The sequence below is a fragment of the Rossellomorea sp. QJM3NY_18 genome, assembly GCF_056173145.1.
In genome coordinates this window covers 1,953,504-1,969,339 of sequence record NZ_CM149659.1, presented here as the reverse complement: position 1 = coordinate 1,969,339, position 15,836 = coordinate 1,953,504, and the positions used below count along the sequence as shown (strand labels likewise).

The following is a 15,836-nucleotide window of genomic DNA, read 5'->3' as shown; positions in this document are numbered from 1 at the left end:
CCCTATGAATACAGCCTGAACTTTGTGTAAAAAACCCTCAACGATATATCGTTGAGGGTGCCTGGTAATTAATACATTTGAATGTACTGTTCACGTTCCCAAGGATGTACTTGTGTACGGAACATATCCCACTCGATTTCTTTCGCTTCCACGAAATGTTCGAATATGTGTTCCCCAAGGGACTTAACAATTACTTCACTTGTTTTTAATGTTTCAAGAGCTGCATATAATGTTGCAGGAAGATCTACGATACCTGCTTCTTCACGCTCTTTTTTGTCCATTACATAGATGTTGCGGTCAATTGGCTTAGGAGCCGGTAGGTTATTCTTAATTCCATCTAATCCTGCCGCAAGTAAAACAGCCATTGCAAGGTAAGGATTTGCCGCTGGGTCGACACTGCGGACTTCAACGCGTGTGCTCAGGCCACGGGAAGCCGGGATACGGATTAACGGGCTACGATTACGCGCAGACCAGGCAACATAGCAAGGTGCTTCGTATCCTGGAACTAAGCGCTTATATGAGTTTACAGTCGGGTTGGTAATCGCTGTAAATGCAGTGGCGTGCTTAATGATACCAGCAAGGAATTGACGGGCAGTATCGCTTAGTTGCAAGTCACCTTTTTCGTCAAAGAAAGAGTTCACTCCATTTTTGAAAAGGGACATATTACAGTGCATTCCTGAGCCATTTACACCGAATAATGGTTTCGGCATGAATGTAGCGTGCAAACCGTGTTTACGGGCAATCGTTTTTACTACCAGTTTGAATGTCTGAATATCATCACAAGCTCTTAATGCATTGGCGTATTTGAAATCGATCTCATGTTGTCCGGGAGCTACTTCATGGTGAGATGCTTCGATTTCAAAGCCCATCTCTTCAAGTTCTAAAGCGATATCACGACGGCAGTTCTCCCCTAAATCGGTAGGGGCTAGGTCAAAATAGCCACCGTTATCATTTAATTCTAACGTAGGTTCGCCATTTACATCTAATTTAAAGAGGAAGAATTCCGGCTCTGGCCCAAGATTGAAGTCAGTAAACCCAAGTTCCTCCATTTCACCTAAAATGCGTTTTAGGTTATTACGGGGGTCTCCCTCGAACGGAGTGCCATCCGGATTGTAAATATCACAGATCAGACGGGCTACCTTACCTTTTTCAGCTGTCCACGGGAAAACTAACCATGTGTCTAAATCCGGGAAGAGGTACATATCTGATTCTTCGATACGGACGAATCCTTCAATGGAAGAACCATCGAACATCATTTTGTTATCTAATGCTTTTTCAAGCTGACTTAGAGGGATTTCTACGTTCTTGATCGTCCCTAAAATGTCGGTGAATTGTAGTCGAATGAACTTAACTCCTTCTTCATTCGCTAATCTTGCAACATCTTCCTTAGTATACTTTGCCATTTACGTAATTCCTCCTCAAGTTTATTAAAGGGTTTATTTAATGAAAGAAGCGGGACATATCTCCTTGACGCAGAGATGATCGATTGAATCGACCGGAATGAATCAATTCATTGCGAAGTAATTTACGCAGCTCGTCGTCAGATAGATCCTGTCTTGCTTTTTCTTCCTTTTCATTACTTACGTCAGATACGACTTTGCTTTCATTATGACCGGATACAGAAAAGATCTTCTTAATCCCTGCCATGTTGATACCTTGATCTAACAGATCCTTTACTTCTAATAACTTATCAATGTCATTCAAGGAAAAGAGCCGGCGATTCCCCTCGGTCCGTGCCGGGTTTATCAGTTGATGCTCTTCGTAGTATCGAATCTGACGAGCTGTTAAGTCCGTGAGCTGCATGACAATACTAATTGGAAATAATGCCATCGTTCGACGAATTTCACTTCCGCTCATCTTGATTCCTCCTTCTGTTTTCCATCTTGAATTCATTATATGTAATGTCAGGAGTTCTGTCAATCAAATGTGAGTTTTTCTTACATAAGTAATCAAAAGAAATGGATAGTCTATTTTAGACTATCCAATTACTACTTTTATATCCTTTTTATATGGTGATTAAACCTTTTTCAATTAAGTTGTCCACCGCAGAGCAAACGGCGATTTTCACATGGGAGTATGTCAACCCGCCTTGAACATAAGCTATATAAGGTGGTCTTATAGGTCCATCCGCCGATAATTCAATGCTCGCTCCCTGAATGAACGTTCCTGCGGCCATGATGACATCATCCTCATAGCCCGGCATATAGTTCGGATACGGCGTGAAGTGAGAATTGATCGGTGAGGCTGATTGGATTGCCTGACAGAAAGCGATCATCTTTTCCCTGTCATCAAATTGTACCGATTGAATTAAATCCGTGCGCCTGGCATGAGGTGAAGGATCCGTATTCATACCAATCTCGGTCAGCAGAGCCGAAGTGAAAACCGCTCCTTTTAATGATTGCGCCACCACGTGAGGAGCTAAAAAGAACCCTTGATACATTTCTTGAAGACTGTACAGAGACGCCCCTGCCTCCGCCCCGATCCCCGGCGAGGTCATACGGAAGGAACAGGCTTCTACATATTCTTTCTTTCCGACGATATATCCACCTGTTTTCGCAAGGCCACCCCCGGGATTTTTAATAAGGGAGCCGGCCATTAGGTCCGCACCGACGTGACATGGTTCTTGCACTTCGACAAATTCCCCGTAGCAGTTGTCTACAAATACAACAATTCCAGGGTCAATCTCTTTAATGAAATCAATCATTTCCTTTATTTCTTCAATGGTAAAGGATGGCCGGTTGGCATACCCTTTTGATCGCTGGATACCCACCATTTTTGTCTTTGTTGAAATGGTCTGGGCCACCTTTACGAAATCTACTTTTCCTGACTCATCTAAATCAACGCTCTGATAGTGGATATGGAAGTCTTTGAGTGAACCTGTACCCTTTCCTCGGCTTCCTACAATTTCTTCTAATGTATCATAAGGTTTCCCTGTTATGTACACCAGTTCATCTCCCGGTCGGAGTATACCGAACAAAGCGATGGAGATGGCGTGGGTACCAGAAATGATCTGAGGCCGCACAAGCCCTGCTTCCCCGCCAAATACATCTGCGTATATGCTTTCCAGGGTGTCCCTTCCTGCGTCGTCATAGCCATAGCCTGTGGACGGGATGAAGTGAGAATCGCTTACCCGGTGCTTCTGAAACGCTCTTAAGACGTTGAACTGGTTGCTTTCAGATCGTTCATCGATTTTTTTGTGTATGTCTTTGATATCCGCTTCCACTTTTGTTACAAGTGATTGTAATACCGTTCCATTTACTAATTGTTCAAACATTTAGTGTTGTTTCCTTTCTACTTTTGAAATTTCTTGATGCTTCCTGCGATCGGATGATCTTCAAGGTGAAATCCGGTCATTTCATATACTTGACTTGCTTCTTGGAATTCCAATTTTCTCAAGATGGTTTCACTCTTTAATTGGGATAGAATTTTCCCTTCATTCACAGGGACAAACACATGATAAGGTATCATTTGATTCTTTACGATTTCTTCTATCTTAATAAGTAGCTTCCCTCTGTCCTCTTCGTTCAAGGCACTAATGAGGATGGTTTCTGATTCGCTGTCGGGAACAAAATCGGGATCCATTTCATCCCGCTTGTTGTATACCGTTAGCTGCTGCAGCCCATCCATTTCCAGATCTTTCAATAAGAATTGCACTGTCTTTTCGTGTTGACTGTAGTCAGGATTTGAACTATCCACAACATGAAGAAGGAGGTCAGCCTCTTTTACTTCTTCAAGGGTAGATCGAAATGCCGCAACCAGCGTGGTCGGTAAATCTTGAATGAACCCTACGGTATCTGTGAGTAACGTGGAATATCCACTGGGCAAAGGCATTTTCCTCGTCATCGGATCCAAAGTCGCAAATAATTGATTTTCTTCATATGAATCAGCCATTGAAATTCGATTGAACAACGTGGATTTTCCAGCGTTTGTGTATCCGACGAGTGCAATCTGGAAAGCTTTGTTCCGCTTTCTTCTCCCCCGGTACCTTTGTCTATGATCAACTATGGTTTGTAATTGCTTCTTTATATCGTCAATCCTTTTATGGATGTGTCGACGATCACTTTCGAGCTTCGTTTCACCGGGCCCCCTGGTGCCTATCCCTCCACCCAGTCTTGAGAGGGATGCCCCCTGACCGATGAGTCTTGGCAGCAAGTACTGAAGCTGGGCAAGTTCTACTTGTAATTTCCCTTCTCTTGAGCGGGCTCGCTGTGCAAAAATGTCCAATATCAGTTGTGTACGGTCAATCACCCTGCCGTTTAATTCTCTTGATAAGTTGCGAATCTGACTGGGGGATAGTTCATCATTAAAGATGATGATGTCCGCTTCAAACTGCTCTTCCAACAGGACCAGTTCCTCCACTTTACCCTTTCCGATATACGTGCTTGGATGGATCTTGTCGCGTTTTTGAATAAGAGTGGCAGCAACTTGACCTTGAGCTGTTGCTGTCAGCTCTGCAAGTTCCGTTAAACTATACTGAAAACTCAGGTCATCATCGTGCAGTTGACATCCCACCAGAATGACTTTTTCTAGATTTTCATTCTTCAAAAAACAACCTTCTTTCTTTCCGTTTCATTCTATTTCCCATCATATCAAATCCACATCGTAAACTCTATGTAAAAAGCAATGAAAAATGGTTGCAAATAAGCACATACGTGTTAAAATCAGTATGTTTGATTATGACATAACACTACTTCAAGATTCTACATAATGGCATGTAGCATATTGTAATAGGGTGAGGAGGAATGTGTATGACGTGGGAAGTACTGAGTATCATCGGTACCATTGCTTTTGCTATTTCAGGAGCTATCATTGCCATGGAAGAGGAATATGATATCCTCGGTGTTTATATATTAGGAATTGTCACTGCATTTGGAGGAGGCGCCATCCGGAATTTACTGATCGGTGTACCCGTTTCCGCTTTATGGGAGCAGGGAATGTTGTTTCAGATTGCCCTTCTCTCCATTACAGCAGTCTTTCTGTTCCCGAATAATCTTTTGAAACATTGGAGGAAGTGGGGGAATTTCTTTGACGCGATCGGTCTATCGGCTTTTGCGATTCAGGGGGCGTTATATGCTTCTGAAATGAACCACCCCATCAGTGCGATCATCGTGGCTGCCGTTTTAACCGGTAGTGGTGGCGGAATTATCCGTGACCTTCTGGCTGGCCGGAAACCTTTAGTCCTACGGTCGGAAATTTATGCGGTATGGGCAGTTTTATGTGGAGCGGCGATCGGACTTGGTATAGTGAATTCAGCGTTAGAGCTATACTCCCTTTTCATCATTACGACAGCTTTACGTGTGCTCTCCTACCTATATAAATGGAGGTTACCGAATAGAAGTTTACGGGCCCATGTTTAATAATAAAAATGCATTCACAAGTGAATGCATTTTTGTTTTTCGATATACTAAGTATGGTTATCGGACGCCGTTTTGGTAAAGACCAGGTCATTGCTACGGATGGTTAAGAGATCATGTCGATCGTAACAATTCTCCAATAAAAGCCTCATCGCTTGAGATCGTATCGATTTTTCAAGTACATTCCGAACATACCGTCCATTGGAAAACGCCATTGGAGATAATGTGTTTTTTGCCGCACTCAAATGTTCACGGATCTTTCTTTCGGCATCATGACTCAATAAGTACTGCTTTTCATCCAGCATCCTTTTGCCGATTTCCATCAGCTGATCTACAGAATAATCAGGGAAATGAAACACAAGGGGAAATCGTGATTGCAATCCTGGATTCAAGGTAAGGAAGTGCTCCATTTCCCTTGAATACCCTGCCAGGATCAAGATAAAGTCATGCTGCCTATCTTCCATATGTTTCACAAGGGTATCAATGGCCTCTTTTCCAAAATCCTTTTCTCCGCCTCTGCCCAGTGAATACGCCTCATCAATGAATAGAATTCCTCCCAATGCCTTTTTCACTAAATCCCTTGTTTTCTGAGCCGTATGACCAATATATTCACCGACCAGGTCAGCCCTCTCAGCCTCGATTAAGTGTCCTTTCGAAAGCACGTTCATCTTTAAAAACAGTTTTCCGATGATTCTCGCCACCGTCGTTTTACCAGTCCCCGGATTCCCTTTGAACATCATATGAAGTGCTTGTTTTCCTGCCTTCAGTCCCATGGCTTCTCGTTTTTTATTCACATATATCCATGCATAAATTTCTTTCACCATTTTTTTCATTTCTTCCATTCCGACAAGAGATCCAAGTTCTTCTTCAATTTCTTTCAACGCTACATGCTCTTGAGGAAGAGACTGAGGAGTCGAATCTACGGTTTCTCGTACTGAACTCCTTTTTTGTGAATTCAATACTATACTGATTTGTCCGTTATTTTTCATTCTCATTGGTTGATCCAAAGATTTCACCTCACCATTCTAAAGACAATATACGCTTCTAAGATTTAAGGGTGATAAACGTCTATCGTTTTACCTGATTTATTTCGACAAATAAAAAGAATCCTGTCTATTCCTGCGCTTTCCCGAGAAATAAATAGAATTACGCTGAATGCATTTTCATTTCGGACTCACTATTTTCGGTAATACAGTTTGATAATCTTCAATACCATATTGGTGATTACTATTTCAGGGTCCATTTTTTAGTTAATGAAGAGATAGAACGCTGAAAATTAAAGCCTCTCTTATTATCCTATTCACTTACGGTACATTTCATTAATTATTCTTGCATTCATCCCGTCCGGTCAAATATAAAAAGCTGCCACAAAGGGCAGCTTTCACATGAACATTAATTTTGCTCTTCAAAATTTATTTGAACATTTCGCTGCGGGGCGAATGTTGAGATGGCATGTTTATATACCAGTTGCTGTTTACCTTCTGTTTCAAACAGGACGGTAAAATTATCAAACCCCTTTACCTGGCCGCGAATCTGGAAGCCATTTAAAAGGAATACCGTTACGAGTGAACTGTCTTTTCGCAATTGATTTAGGAATTGATCTTGGATATTAATGGATTGTTTCATGGTTAGTCCTCCTCTTCTATCTCTACATTACTTATTCGACTTTAATTGAAGCTTTCCTGCAATAAATTCTGAAATGTCCTCAATATTTTTGCTGTGTAAACTTTCTTCTGTCATATCATACCAGGCAACATCCATTTTATTTCGGAACCAGGTAAGCTGACGCTTGGCGTATCTTCTGGAGTTTTGCTTAAGGTTCTCTATGGCCGTTTCCAGGCTGACGGTACCTTCGAAGTAATCATAAAGTTCTTTATATCCTATCGCCTGTACAGATTGAACGTCTCTAAGCCCTCCATCATATAACGCTTTCACTTCTTCTAAAAGTCCTTGCTGTATCATCAGGTCAACCCGAAGATTGATTCTCTCATACAGTTTTTCCCGATCCATGGTTAAACCAATTAACGCCATATCATACTGAAGCTCGTGAGTTTGGGAACTTTGATACTCACTCATCGTCTTACCGGTACAATGGAAAATCTCCAATGCACGGATCACACGCCTCGTATTGTTAGGATGAATGTTGCTGGCTGAAACCGGGTCCACCTTAACAAGCTTATGATGAAGCCAATCAGCATCATGCATTTCAAGCTCCGCTTCTAACTTTGTGCGAAAATGTTCATCGCCCGGCATTTCTGTGAATTGATAATCGTATAAGACAGCCTGAATGTAAAGACCTGTCCCACCTACTATCAAAGGGATCTTCCCCCGTGAATGAATGTCGGATATTTTCTTCCTTACAAGATTCTGAAACTCCGCCACTGAAAAAGAATCTTCAGGCTCTTTTATATCAATCAAGTGGTGAGGTACGCCTTCCATCTCTTCCGTGGTGATTTTTGCAGTTCCGATGTCCATCCGCTTATATATCTGCATGGAGTCCCCACTAATGATTTCTCCATCAAATCGTTTTGCAAGGCTTATACTTGTACTGGTTTTTCCTACTGCTGTCGGACCAATAAGGACAATCACTTTCTCTTTATTCAGTCTTGTCATACATTCACTGCTTTCTATGTAACTGTTTCTTTACATATTATCGTACCATAATAATAGAAGGTTTGAAATCACATCTTGTCAGTATCTCCATTTACTCCGGTCTTATTCAAAAAACAAATTGCCATGAAATGAATGTACCCGTTTCTTACCATTATAAAACGTTCTGATGTAACGTGGAAATTAAAACTGCTTAAAGGGAATTCCCTTTAAGCAGTTTAGACTTATTACGGAATTAATATCAATTGATCTCCTTCTGAGCCTGAAAGTGAGGTTTTATGGTAATCTCCATTTACCCACGCGTCAATTTGATTTTGATACCATTCACTTTTGTAATGACCCGCCTGTCCCGGGCCGACAATATGATAGCCGTTCTCCATATCGGAAGTATCAATCACGAATCTCCATGAAGCACCGTGATTCACGATACCTTCCTCATTATAACTTGCAGCCTCCACTGTTACCCTGCTTCCTCCCACAGGTACAGGCCCTCTTTCGTTCAAGAACTTTTTTAAGATTGGCGAAGCACTTGATAATGGATGTTCAAAGTACACTTTATGATACATTCCCCACTCCCATTCATTCACAGAAGATCCATATGCTTCCTCAAGCTCATTCAGAGCATTTGTAAGGGATGCGGCCAGAAATGATTTGTATCCGCCCCGATCTGCAAACCACTGGGATTCGTCTCCTGTATGGGCTTTTCGAATAAGTTCATCGACAACACTTTGACGTCCTTCAAAGAGCTTCATCATATCATCAGGTACGTCCTTTTCAAAAAGCCCCGTTGATATTTCGTTCATCCACTGATGAAAAATCAGGGGTGCCGCTAAGTTTTTATCATCAAGATAGTTCCACGATTTTAGAATCTCAATGGCTTTTTTTTGCTCATCGGTCAATGACCCGGTCTCCAAATCCTCAGTAAGGATTGGTACAAACTCACGTGCGTGTAAATTCTTCTGATCCATTTGCAATGCTTTCATATCAGAAATCGTAAGTTCACTTTTTCCTTCTAAGTATTCTGAAATTCTCATATATCGATACGGTTGTGCCCAGTGATGACTGATATGGTAAGGATAATCATCATCCACTACTTTATTATTCGCAGTTGCCACAAAGCCTGATTCAGGATTGATCACCTTCGGAAGTTCGTCAAAGTGTATGAACCCCTGCCAATCATAATCAGGGTCCCATCCCGGGACAGGCAGTAGCCCATCCCCTTTCTTCCTGATAGGAATCTTTCCATTTGCCTTGTATGCAATCGTGCCATCTTTAGAGGCAAATACGAAATTCTGGGTAGGAACATGAAAGTCTTCCAGGGCTTCTTCGAATTCACCCCAATTCTTTGCCTTATTGATATTGATGATGGCAGAGAGCTCAAGACTCGGATCCAGTGCGGTCCATCTCATGGCCATCACTTCTCCTGCCTCACCTTGATGAGCAAACTCCGAAATCACCGGCCCATGTCTCGTAATTGTGACTTTATAAGGTATGGTCTCACCATCCTTGACTTTAATTGGTTCTTGTACGATGGTTGCCTTTTCCCATTTCCCATCATATAAAAACAGATCTGGATCTTCCTCGCTACGTTTTTCAATATACAAGTCCTGTACATCGGGACCCGTATTGGTGACCCCCCATGCAATCTGTTCATTATGACCCAGGATAATCCCGGGAATTCCGGCAAAGATCACTCCACTTACATTGACTTCAGGTGATTCGAGCTGCATTTGGTACCATATGGAAGGTGTCCCCAGTGATAGATGAGGATCGTCTGCCAGTAACGGTTTTCCGCTTTTCGTCTTATCTCCGCTGACAACCCAGTTATTGCTTCCATTAAATTCCGTCGGTATGACTGCTGAAGCGAAGGATTGCTTTAAATCAACCTGTACCTCCCCAATATCTGAAAGAATGGTAGGCGCATCTTTCGGATAGGTCGGAAACAGGTCATAAGCCTTCTCCTTCGGCAGATTCTCCAACGCCCAATACCTGAAGGCCTGGCCCTGCCAATGCCCCCCCAAGTCGAAAGCCATGTATTTCCCGATGGTCAAAGAATCAATCGGTGTCCATTTCTCAGGTTTGTAACCTAATAGAGTGAATTCAATAGGAAGCCTTCCCCCGTCTTTCGCCTCTTCCATATAGGCATTGACTCCCTCGGCATACCACTCGAGAAGCTGCTTTGCTTCATCCGGATAGGCAGTAAAGGATACCTCTGCTGCCCTCCTTAAACCAAATGTACGGAAGAACTTGTCCCTATTCACCGCCTTTTCTCCGACAACTTCACTCAATCTTCCCGATGCCTGGCGCCTGCTTAGATCCATTTGGAACAAACGATCCTGGGCTTGAACATATCCTTGTGCCATATAGAGATCTTTTTCATTTTGAGCGTGAATATGCGGCACGCCATCTTTATCTCTTATGACCTTCACATTCTTTGACAAACCATTCATCGTTATTGTGCCTGTCGTAACAGGAAGGGATCTGTCAATGTAATAATTCACAAAGATTAATAGCCCGAGCAGAATGAACAATATACTTCCTGCGGTCCACAGCGTTATTTTAAGACGCTTCTTCTTTTTCTGATGCTGAAGCTCAATGCCTCCGTTCATTCTAATTTCCCCCAGTGTTTATATAGAATTTTCTGAAAAATAACCATATCTTTATTATTAGCCTTTTAAGAGAGAAATCCTGCTATCCTAAAGGGGAATTTACATAAATGGTCGAAACACCATATTCCATGAAGACCAATTAGTTACCATAATGTTATTATCGTGAATATATTTTAGGATCTTCCTTCGTTTATCCCTATGAGGATTATGGGTAAAAGGTAGTCAGGAGGTGAGGGACATGTCTTTTAATTATAATCTTGATTTTGATTCTATTGATTTTCGTAAACACCCTGAAAAATACCGTGTAGGCCGCGGGGAACAAGGTGTTTTACTTGTAGAACCCTATAAAAGCGAAATCCTTCCAGAATGGCGTTTTAAAACACCGGATATTGCAGAAGAATCCTCAAATACCATTTATCGCATGTTTCTTCAATATAAGGAGGAAAATGATTTTGTGGGAATGGATATGGCAAGGAAATTCCTTCAGATGGGCTATACGAGGGCCAGAAGGTACGCCAATTATCCGGGTGGTAAGAAGTATAAGAAGGATGGGGATATCAATAATCGAAAGATAGATGAACAGAAAGCTGAATCAGCCTCCATTTTTGAAGCGAAATGGAAATTGGTGAGGGAAGATGATGACTATCTGAAAAGGAAGAAGGAACATCAGAACAAATATGGATGAATGGGGATGAACCTTAAAAAGGCTCATCCCCATTCGTTCCATTACATAATCCGTTTAAACATTTTTTCCATTTCATAGGTGGAATAATGAATGATAATCGGTCGACCATGGGGACAGGTGAATGGATCGCTGGTTCTTCTTAATTCATCCAGCAGCGCCTGCATATCCTCATTTCTCAAATGATGATTTGCTTTGATGGATCCTTTACAACTCATCATGATGGCTGCTTCTTCCCTCAGCTTTTTAATATCGACCTTGTTCATATTGATGATCTGCTCAATCATGTCTTCAATGGTTTGCTGTTCTTCCCCTTTAGGGAACCACTGTGGGTGGGCACGTACGATGAAACTGTTGTATCCGAAGTCCTCGAGGAAAACCCCTACTTCTTCAAGGAGAGAACGATGTTCATTGATCTTAATATACTCATCCGTTGAGAACTCAAGTGTAAGGGGGACGAGGAGTTCCTGAAGTTCTTTCGAAACCTCCCCTACTTTCTCTTTATAGTATTCATACTTGATCCGTTCCTGAGCTGCATGCTGATCAATGATATAAAGACCGCGTTCATTTTGGGCGAATATATACGTGCCATGCATTTGCCCGACAAGATAAAGAGAGGGAACCCGAGGTGTTTCCTTTTCATCATCAATGTCTTGAATAGGTTGTTTCCGGGTTTCTTCTTTCTCGATAGGGTATCCTTGAAGAGGTTCTTCATTAGAAACGATACTTGTTGGTTCACTCGTATCCATGACAGGTGGTTGCGGCTCATACAGCTTCACCATCTCTTCTTTAGGCAGCAACCGCTCCCGGATGGAGTCTCTGTTATCATATCTAACTTCTTGTCGCTTAGCCGCATGATCGAGATTCATGTAGGTCTGCTCAGATTTCGGTTGAGCCATTTTAGGCGAGGTAGATCCTGAGGGAATCAGTTCCTTTCCTTTAAACACCCTCTTGATTCCTTCCGTTACCAACGAATTGAGCTCTGCTTCCTTACTGATGCGGACCTCCATTTTCGACGGATGCACATTCACATCCACCAGGATCGGGTCCATCTCGATACTAAGGAGCACGATGGGATGTCGTCCGATGGGGAGAAGTGTGTGATATCCTTCACCGATCGCTTTCGCCAGTGCATAGTTCTTTATGAATCTCCCGTTGATCATCGTAGAAATATAATTCCTGGATGCCCGGGTGACCTCAGGAAGGGATATGAATCCTTTTACATTAAAATCAAGGGACTCTACTTCGATCGATACCATTTTCTTCGCTATCCCGACGCCATAAATCGCGGCAAGAACCTGCTGGACATCCCCATTGCCATTCGTGTGCAAAAGCGATTTGCCATTATGGAGAAGCTTGATCGAGACAAAAGGATGGGCAAGGGCGATCCGGTTCACTACATCCGTTATATTTCCAAGCTCAGTATGAATGGTCTTCATATATTTTAACCGTGCAGGTGTATTGAAAAATAGCTGTGAAACTGTGATATCTGTTCCTTTTCTGGACGACGTGCTTTCAATCGAATTTACTTCTCCACCTCGGAGCTCAATGCTCGTACCCGGCCCTTCTCCCGTACTCGTTTTTAACATGAAATGAGAAACAGAAGCTATACTCGGAAGGGCTTCTCCCCTGAATCCCAACGTCCGGATCCGGAATAGGTCATTTTCGTCTTTGATCTTACTCGTTGCATGCCGCTTAAAGGCTGTTTGGACATCTTCCTTCTCAATTCCGTCTCCATTATCGATGATTCGTATGGATTGTAACCCTGCTTCCTCGATATGGATTTCAATGACGGTCCCACCTGCATCGATGCTATTTTCAAGGAGTTCCTTCACCACAGAAGCCGGTCGTTCCACCACTTCCCCTGCTGCGATTTTATTAGAAAGGGAATCATCAAGCTGAAATATTTTCACCACAGTTCCACCTCCTTATTGCTTTAACTTTTTTTGGATCCCGTATAGCGTATTCATAGCATCCAATGGCGTCATTTCAAGAATGTCCAATTTTTTCAATTCCTCTATGCATTTCTTTTCTTTAGAATTCAGCTTTTCTTTCTTTTCCGATTTTTCAGCTCCAAAAAAAGATAGCTGAGCCAAATCTTCTTCACTTGTTTCCCGCTTTTCAACAAACGACTCCCTTGAAGCGGCTACTTCATTGGAAGTTGAAGTTTCTTCCTTCCGTTCAAGCTCAAGAAGAATTTCATTCGCTCTCTGAATGAGGGCCTGGGGAAGTTCAGCGAGTTCTGCAACATGTATTCCATAACTTTTGTCTGCCGCACCCTCTTTGATTTTATGAAGAAAAACAAGTTTGCCATTTTGCTCCATCGCACTAACATGAACGTTTTTCACTTTTGATAACTCTTCCTCAAGAACCGTTAATTCATGGTAGTGAGTGGAGAAAAGGGTTTTCGCCCCGATATGTTCATGGATGTATTCAATGATTGCTTGTGCCAGTGCCATCCCGTCATAAGTGGATGTGCCCCGTCCGATTTCATCGAACAGAATCAGGCTTTGTTGAGTCGCGTGAATGATCGCATTCTTCGCCTCAAGCATTTCTACCATGAATGTGCTTTGTCCGGAGATCAGGTCATCCGCTGCTCCAATGCGGGTGAATACTTGATCGAATACAGGAAGATTTGCCTCTCTTGCAGGCACATAACACCCTATTTGGGCGAGGATGCTTGTTAGCGCCACCTGTCTCATATAAGTACTTTTACCCGACATATTGGGACCGGTAATCAGAAAGACTTCTCGTTCCTCATCCATATAGCAATCATTCGGAACATACTCCTGGGCGCCCATCACCTTTTCGACAACGGGATGCCTTCCCTCTTTCAAGACGATTTTTCTCTCGTCATTGAACAATGGACGTGTGTAATGACGTTTCTCACTGACGGTGGCAAAGCACTGTAGCACGTCCAGTTCACTGACGAGTTTTGCCAGTTTTTGCAGGCGGGGGATGAATTCCTTTACCCTTTCACGTATTCCAAGGAACAATTCATATTCTAAATCCACGCTCTTTTCATCAGCCTGGAGGATTAGGGATTCTTTCTCTTTTAATTCCGGGGTGATGAACCGTTCAGCATTTGTTAAAGTCTGCTTCCGTTCATAGCGTCCTTCTTCCAGGTGCTGCAGATTCGCTCTCGTTATTTCGATGTAGTAACCAAATACCCGGTTAAATCCTACTTTAAGAGACCTGATGCCAGTCCTTTCCCTTTCTTCCCGTTCAAGCTTAGCTATCCACGATTTCCCATTTTTGCTTGCATCACGATATTGATCCAGTTCTTCATGATACCCATCCTGAATCAGGTTCCCTTCTTTTATGGACAATGGGGGATTTTCGATCAATGCCTTTTCGAGAAGGTCTGTCAACTCTTTACATGGGTCGAGCCTGGCGACAAGCTCATCGGTTGCATCATTCTCCAACGATTGGATCAATTGCTTTAATACGGGTACTTGTTGCAGGGATTTTTTCAGCTGTATCAAATCACGACCATTTACATTCCCGAAGGCGACACGGCCCGCCAATCTCTCGAGGTCATACACTTCCTTTAGACGATCTCTCAGATCCTGCCTTTCAAAGAAGCGTTCCAATAATACCTCTACCACTGTCTGGCGACTTTCGATTTCTTGTTTATGAATAAGTGGACGATCGATCCACTGTTTTAAGAGTCGGGCACCCATCGCTGTCATCGTTTCATCCAAAAGCCAAAGAAGTGACCCTTTTTTCCCTTTGGAACGGATGGTCTCTGTCAGCTCCAAGTTACGCTTCGAATAATAATCCATTTTCATAAATTGGTGAAGCTGATACGTCTCAACGATTTGCAGGTGATCCAAACTCCTTTTCTGTGTCCGGAATAAATAATGAAACAGGAGGGAAGAAGCTTTTATGAGTTTCTCCTGCTTCAGCGTTTCCACCAGATGAGTGAATTCATGCCCGGGGCTAGAGTCCTGCTCATAGGATAACGTAACATCTGTTCTTTCTTTGATCCTCCCCTGAACCTCGTCAGAAAGATCAGGATGAATGACCACTTCTTTCGCCCCAATCGTGGATAATTCATTCATTAACGCCTGCAGTCCATCTGAAACGACCGTCACTTTGGTTTCCCCGGTCGTTAGATCACTATAGGCGAGGCCAAACGTATCATCATCAAAAACGGCTACTGAAGCAATATAGTTATTTTCTTTGTCAGTAAGACCTTTCCCATCCATAACCGTACCGGGTGTAATGAGCTGTACGACTTCCCTCTTCACGACACCCTTGGCTTGCTTTGGATCTTCCGTCTGTTCGCATATCGCTACTTTAAAACCTTTATCGATGAGTTGCTCTATGTAATTAGGAGCAGAATGATAAGGTACACCGCACATGGGAATTCGTTCCTTTCCTCCCCCATCACGGCTTGTTAAGGTTATTTCAAGTTCCTGGGAAGCTCTCACGGCATCATCAAAAAACATTTCATAAAAATCGCCTAAACGAAAAAATAAAAAGGCATCCTGGTATTCTGCCTTTACTTGTAAGTATTGTTTAATCATAGGAGTATATTGTGTCATGGTTTCATTCAAACCTTTCCAAGTAAATCTG

General features: G+C 42.6%; 12 protein-coding genes. 2 read left to right on the top strand and 10 right to left on the bottom strand.

Going from position 1 to position 15,836, the window contains the following annotated elements; translation table 11 throughout:
- Positions 1-68: 68 nt before the first annotated feature.
- From glnA to hflX, 4 genes are all read right to left on the bottom strand, one after another.
- On the bottom strand, positions 69-1,403 hold the full coding sequence (gene glnA, locus AC0VXY_RS10005) for a type I glutamate--ammonia ligase (protein ID WP_435991109.1): 1,335 nt from the start codon (positions 1,401-1,403) through the stop codon (positions 69-71).
- Between the two features lie 37 nt (positions 1,404-1,440).
- Entirely contained in the window at positions 1,441-1,857 is a 417-nt protein-coding gene (locus AC0VXY_RS10000) for a MerR family transcriptional regulator (RefSeq protein WP_060673272.1), read from the bottom strand.
- Positions 1,858-2,005: 148 nt separating this feature from the next.
- Positions 2,006-3,274: a methionine gamma-lyase family protein gene (locus AC0VXY_RS09995; RefSeq protein ID WP_475527659.1), complete on the bottom strand. Its 1,269-nt coding sequence runs from the start codon at positions 3,272-3,274 to the stop codon at positions 2,006-2,008.
- Between the two features lie 17 nt (positions 3,275-3,291).
- Complete coding sequence (gene hflX / locus AC0VXY_RS09990) at positions 3,292-4,545, bottom strand: GTPase HflX (protein WP_475527658.1); 1,254 nt, start codon at positions 4,543-4,545, stop codon at positions 3,292-3,294.
- A 203-nt stretch (positions 4,546-4,748) separates the two neighbouring features.
- Between hflX and AC0VXY_RS09985 the strand changes: the two genes are divergently transcribed.
- Entirely contained in the window at positions 4,749-5,357 is a 609-nt protein-coding gene (locus AC0VXY_RS09985; protein ID WP_435991115.1) for a trimeric intracellular cation channel family protein, read from the top strand.
- Positions 5,358-5,404: 47 nt separating this feature from the next.
- Here the strand turns inward: AC0VXY_RS09985 and spoVK are convergent, their stop codons facing one another.
- The 4 genes from spoVK to AC0VXY_RS09965 all read right to left on the bottom strand — a co-directional run bounded on the left by spoVK (position 5,405) and on the right by AC0VXY_RS09965 (position 10,561).
- Entirely contained in the window at positions 5,405-6,361 is a 957-nt protein-coding gene (gene spoVK / locus AC0VXY_RS09980) for a stage V sporulation protein K (RefSeq protein ID WP_435991117.1), read from the bottom strand.
- A 385-nt stretch (positions 6,362-6,746) separates the two neighbouring features.
- Entirely contained in the window at positions 6,747-6,980 is a 234-nt protein-coding gene (gene hfq / locus AC0VXY_RS09975) for an RNA chaperone Hfq (RefSeq protein WP_034759923.1), read from the bottom strand.
- A gap of 27 nt (positions 6,981-7,007) precedes the next feature.
- On the bottom strand, positions 7,008-7,967 hold the full coding sequence (miaA, locus tag AC0VXY_RS09970) for a tRNA (adenosine(37)-N6)-dimethylallyltransferase MiaA (protein WP_435991120.1): 960 nt from the start codon (positions 7,965-7,967) through the stop codon (positions 7,008-7,010).
- Positions 7,968-8,191: 224 nt separating this feature from the next.
- The gene (locus AC0VXY_RS09965) at positions 8,192-10,561 is read right to left on the bottom strand and encodes a penicillin acylase family protein (protein WP_475527846.1); all 2,370 of its coding nucleotides are present in this window, start codon (positions 10,559-10,561) and stop codon (positions 8,192-8,194) included.
- Positions 10,562-10,811: 250 nt separating this feature from the next.
- On the opposite strand from AC0VXY_RS09965, the gene AC0VXY_RS09960 reads away from it, so the two are divergent.
- Positions 10,812-11,258, top strand: a complete 447-nt coding sequence (locus tag AC0VXY_RS09960; RefSeq protein ID WP_435991122.1) for a DUF4385 domain-containing protein — start codon at positions 10,812-10,814, stop codon at positions 11,256-11,258.
- Positions 11,259-11,299: 41 nt separating this feature from the next.
- On the opposite strand, the gene mutL is transcribed toward AC0VXY_RS09960, so the two are convergent.
- Positions 11,300-13,171 (bottom strand): DNA mismatch repair endonuclease MutL, encoded by a 1,872-nt coding sequence (gene mutL, locus AC0VXY_RS09955; RefSeq protein ID WP_475527657.1) that lies wholly within the window; start codon positions 13,169-13,171, stop codon positions 11,300-11,302.
- Between the two features lie 12 nt (positions 13,172-13,183).
- Complete coding sequence (mutS, locus tag AC0VXY_RS09950) at positions 13,184-15,805, bottom strand: DNA mismatch repair protein MutS (protein ID WP_475527656.1); 2,622 nt, start codon at positions 15,803-15,805, stop codon at positions 13,184-13,186.
- Positions 15,806-15,836: the final 31 nt, after the last annotated feature.

What these genes read in the sequence shown, in the direction of transcription:
- glnA (WP_435991109.1), bottom strand. Translation starts at nt 1,403, where the DNA reads ATGGCAAAGTATACTAAGGAAGATGTTGCAAGATTAGCGAATGAAGAA.
- AC0VXY_RS10000 (WP_060673272.1), bottom strand. Translation starts at nt 1,857, where the DNA reads ATGAGCGGAAGTGAAATTCGTCGAACGATGGCATTATTTCCAATTAGT.
- AC0VXY_RS09985 (WP_435991115.1), top strand. Translation starts at nt 4,749, where the DNA reads ATGACGTGGGAAGTACTGAGTATCATCGGTACCATTGCTTTTGCTATT.
- mutS (WP_475527656.1), bottom strand. Translation starts at nt 15,805, where the DNA reads ATGACACAATATACTCCTATGATTAAACAATACTTACAAGTAAAGGCA.
- AC0VXY_RS09960 (WP_435991122.1), top strand. Translation starts at nt 10,812, where the DNA reads ATGTCTTTTAATTATAATCTTGATTTTGATTCTATTGATTTTCGTAAA.
- AC0VXY_RS09995 (WP_475527659.1), bottom strand. Translation starts at nt 3,274, where the DNA reads ATGTTTGAACAATTAGTAAATGGAACGGTATTACAATCACTTGTAACA.
- hfq (WP_034759923.1), bottom strand. Translation starts at nt 6,980, where the DNA reads ATGAAACAATCCATTAATATCCAAGATCAATTCCTAAATCAATTGCGA.
- miaA (WP_435991120.1), bottom strand. Translation starts at nt 7,967, where the DNA reads ATGACAAGACTGAATAAAGAGAAAGTGATTGTCCTTATTGGTCCGACA.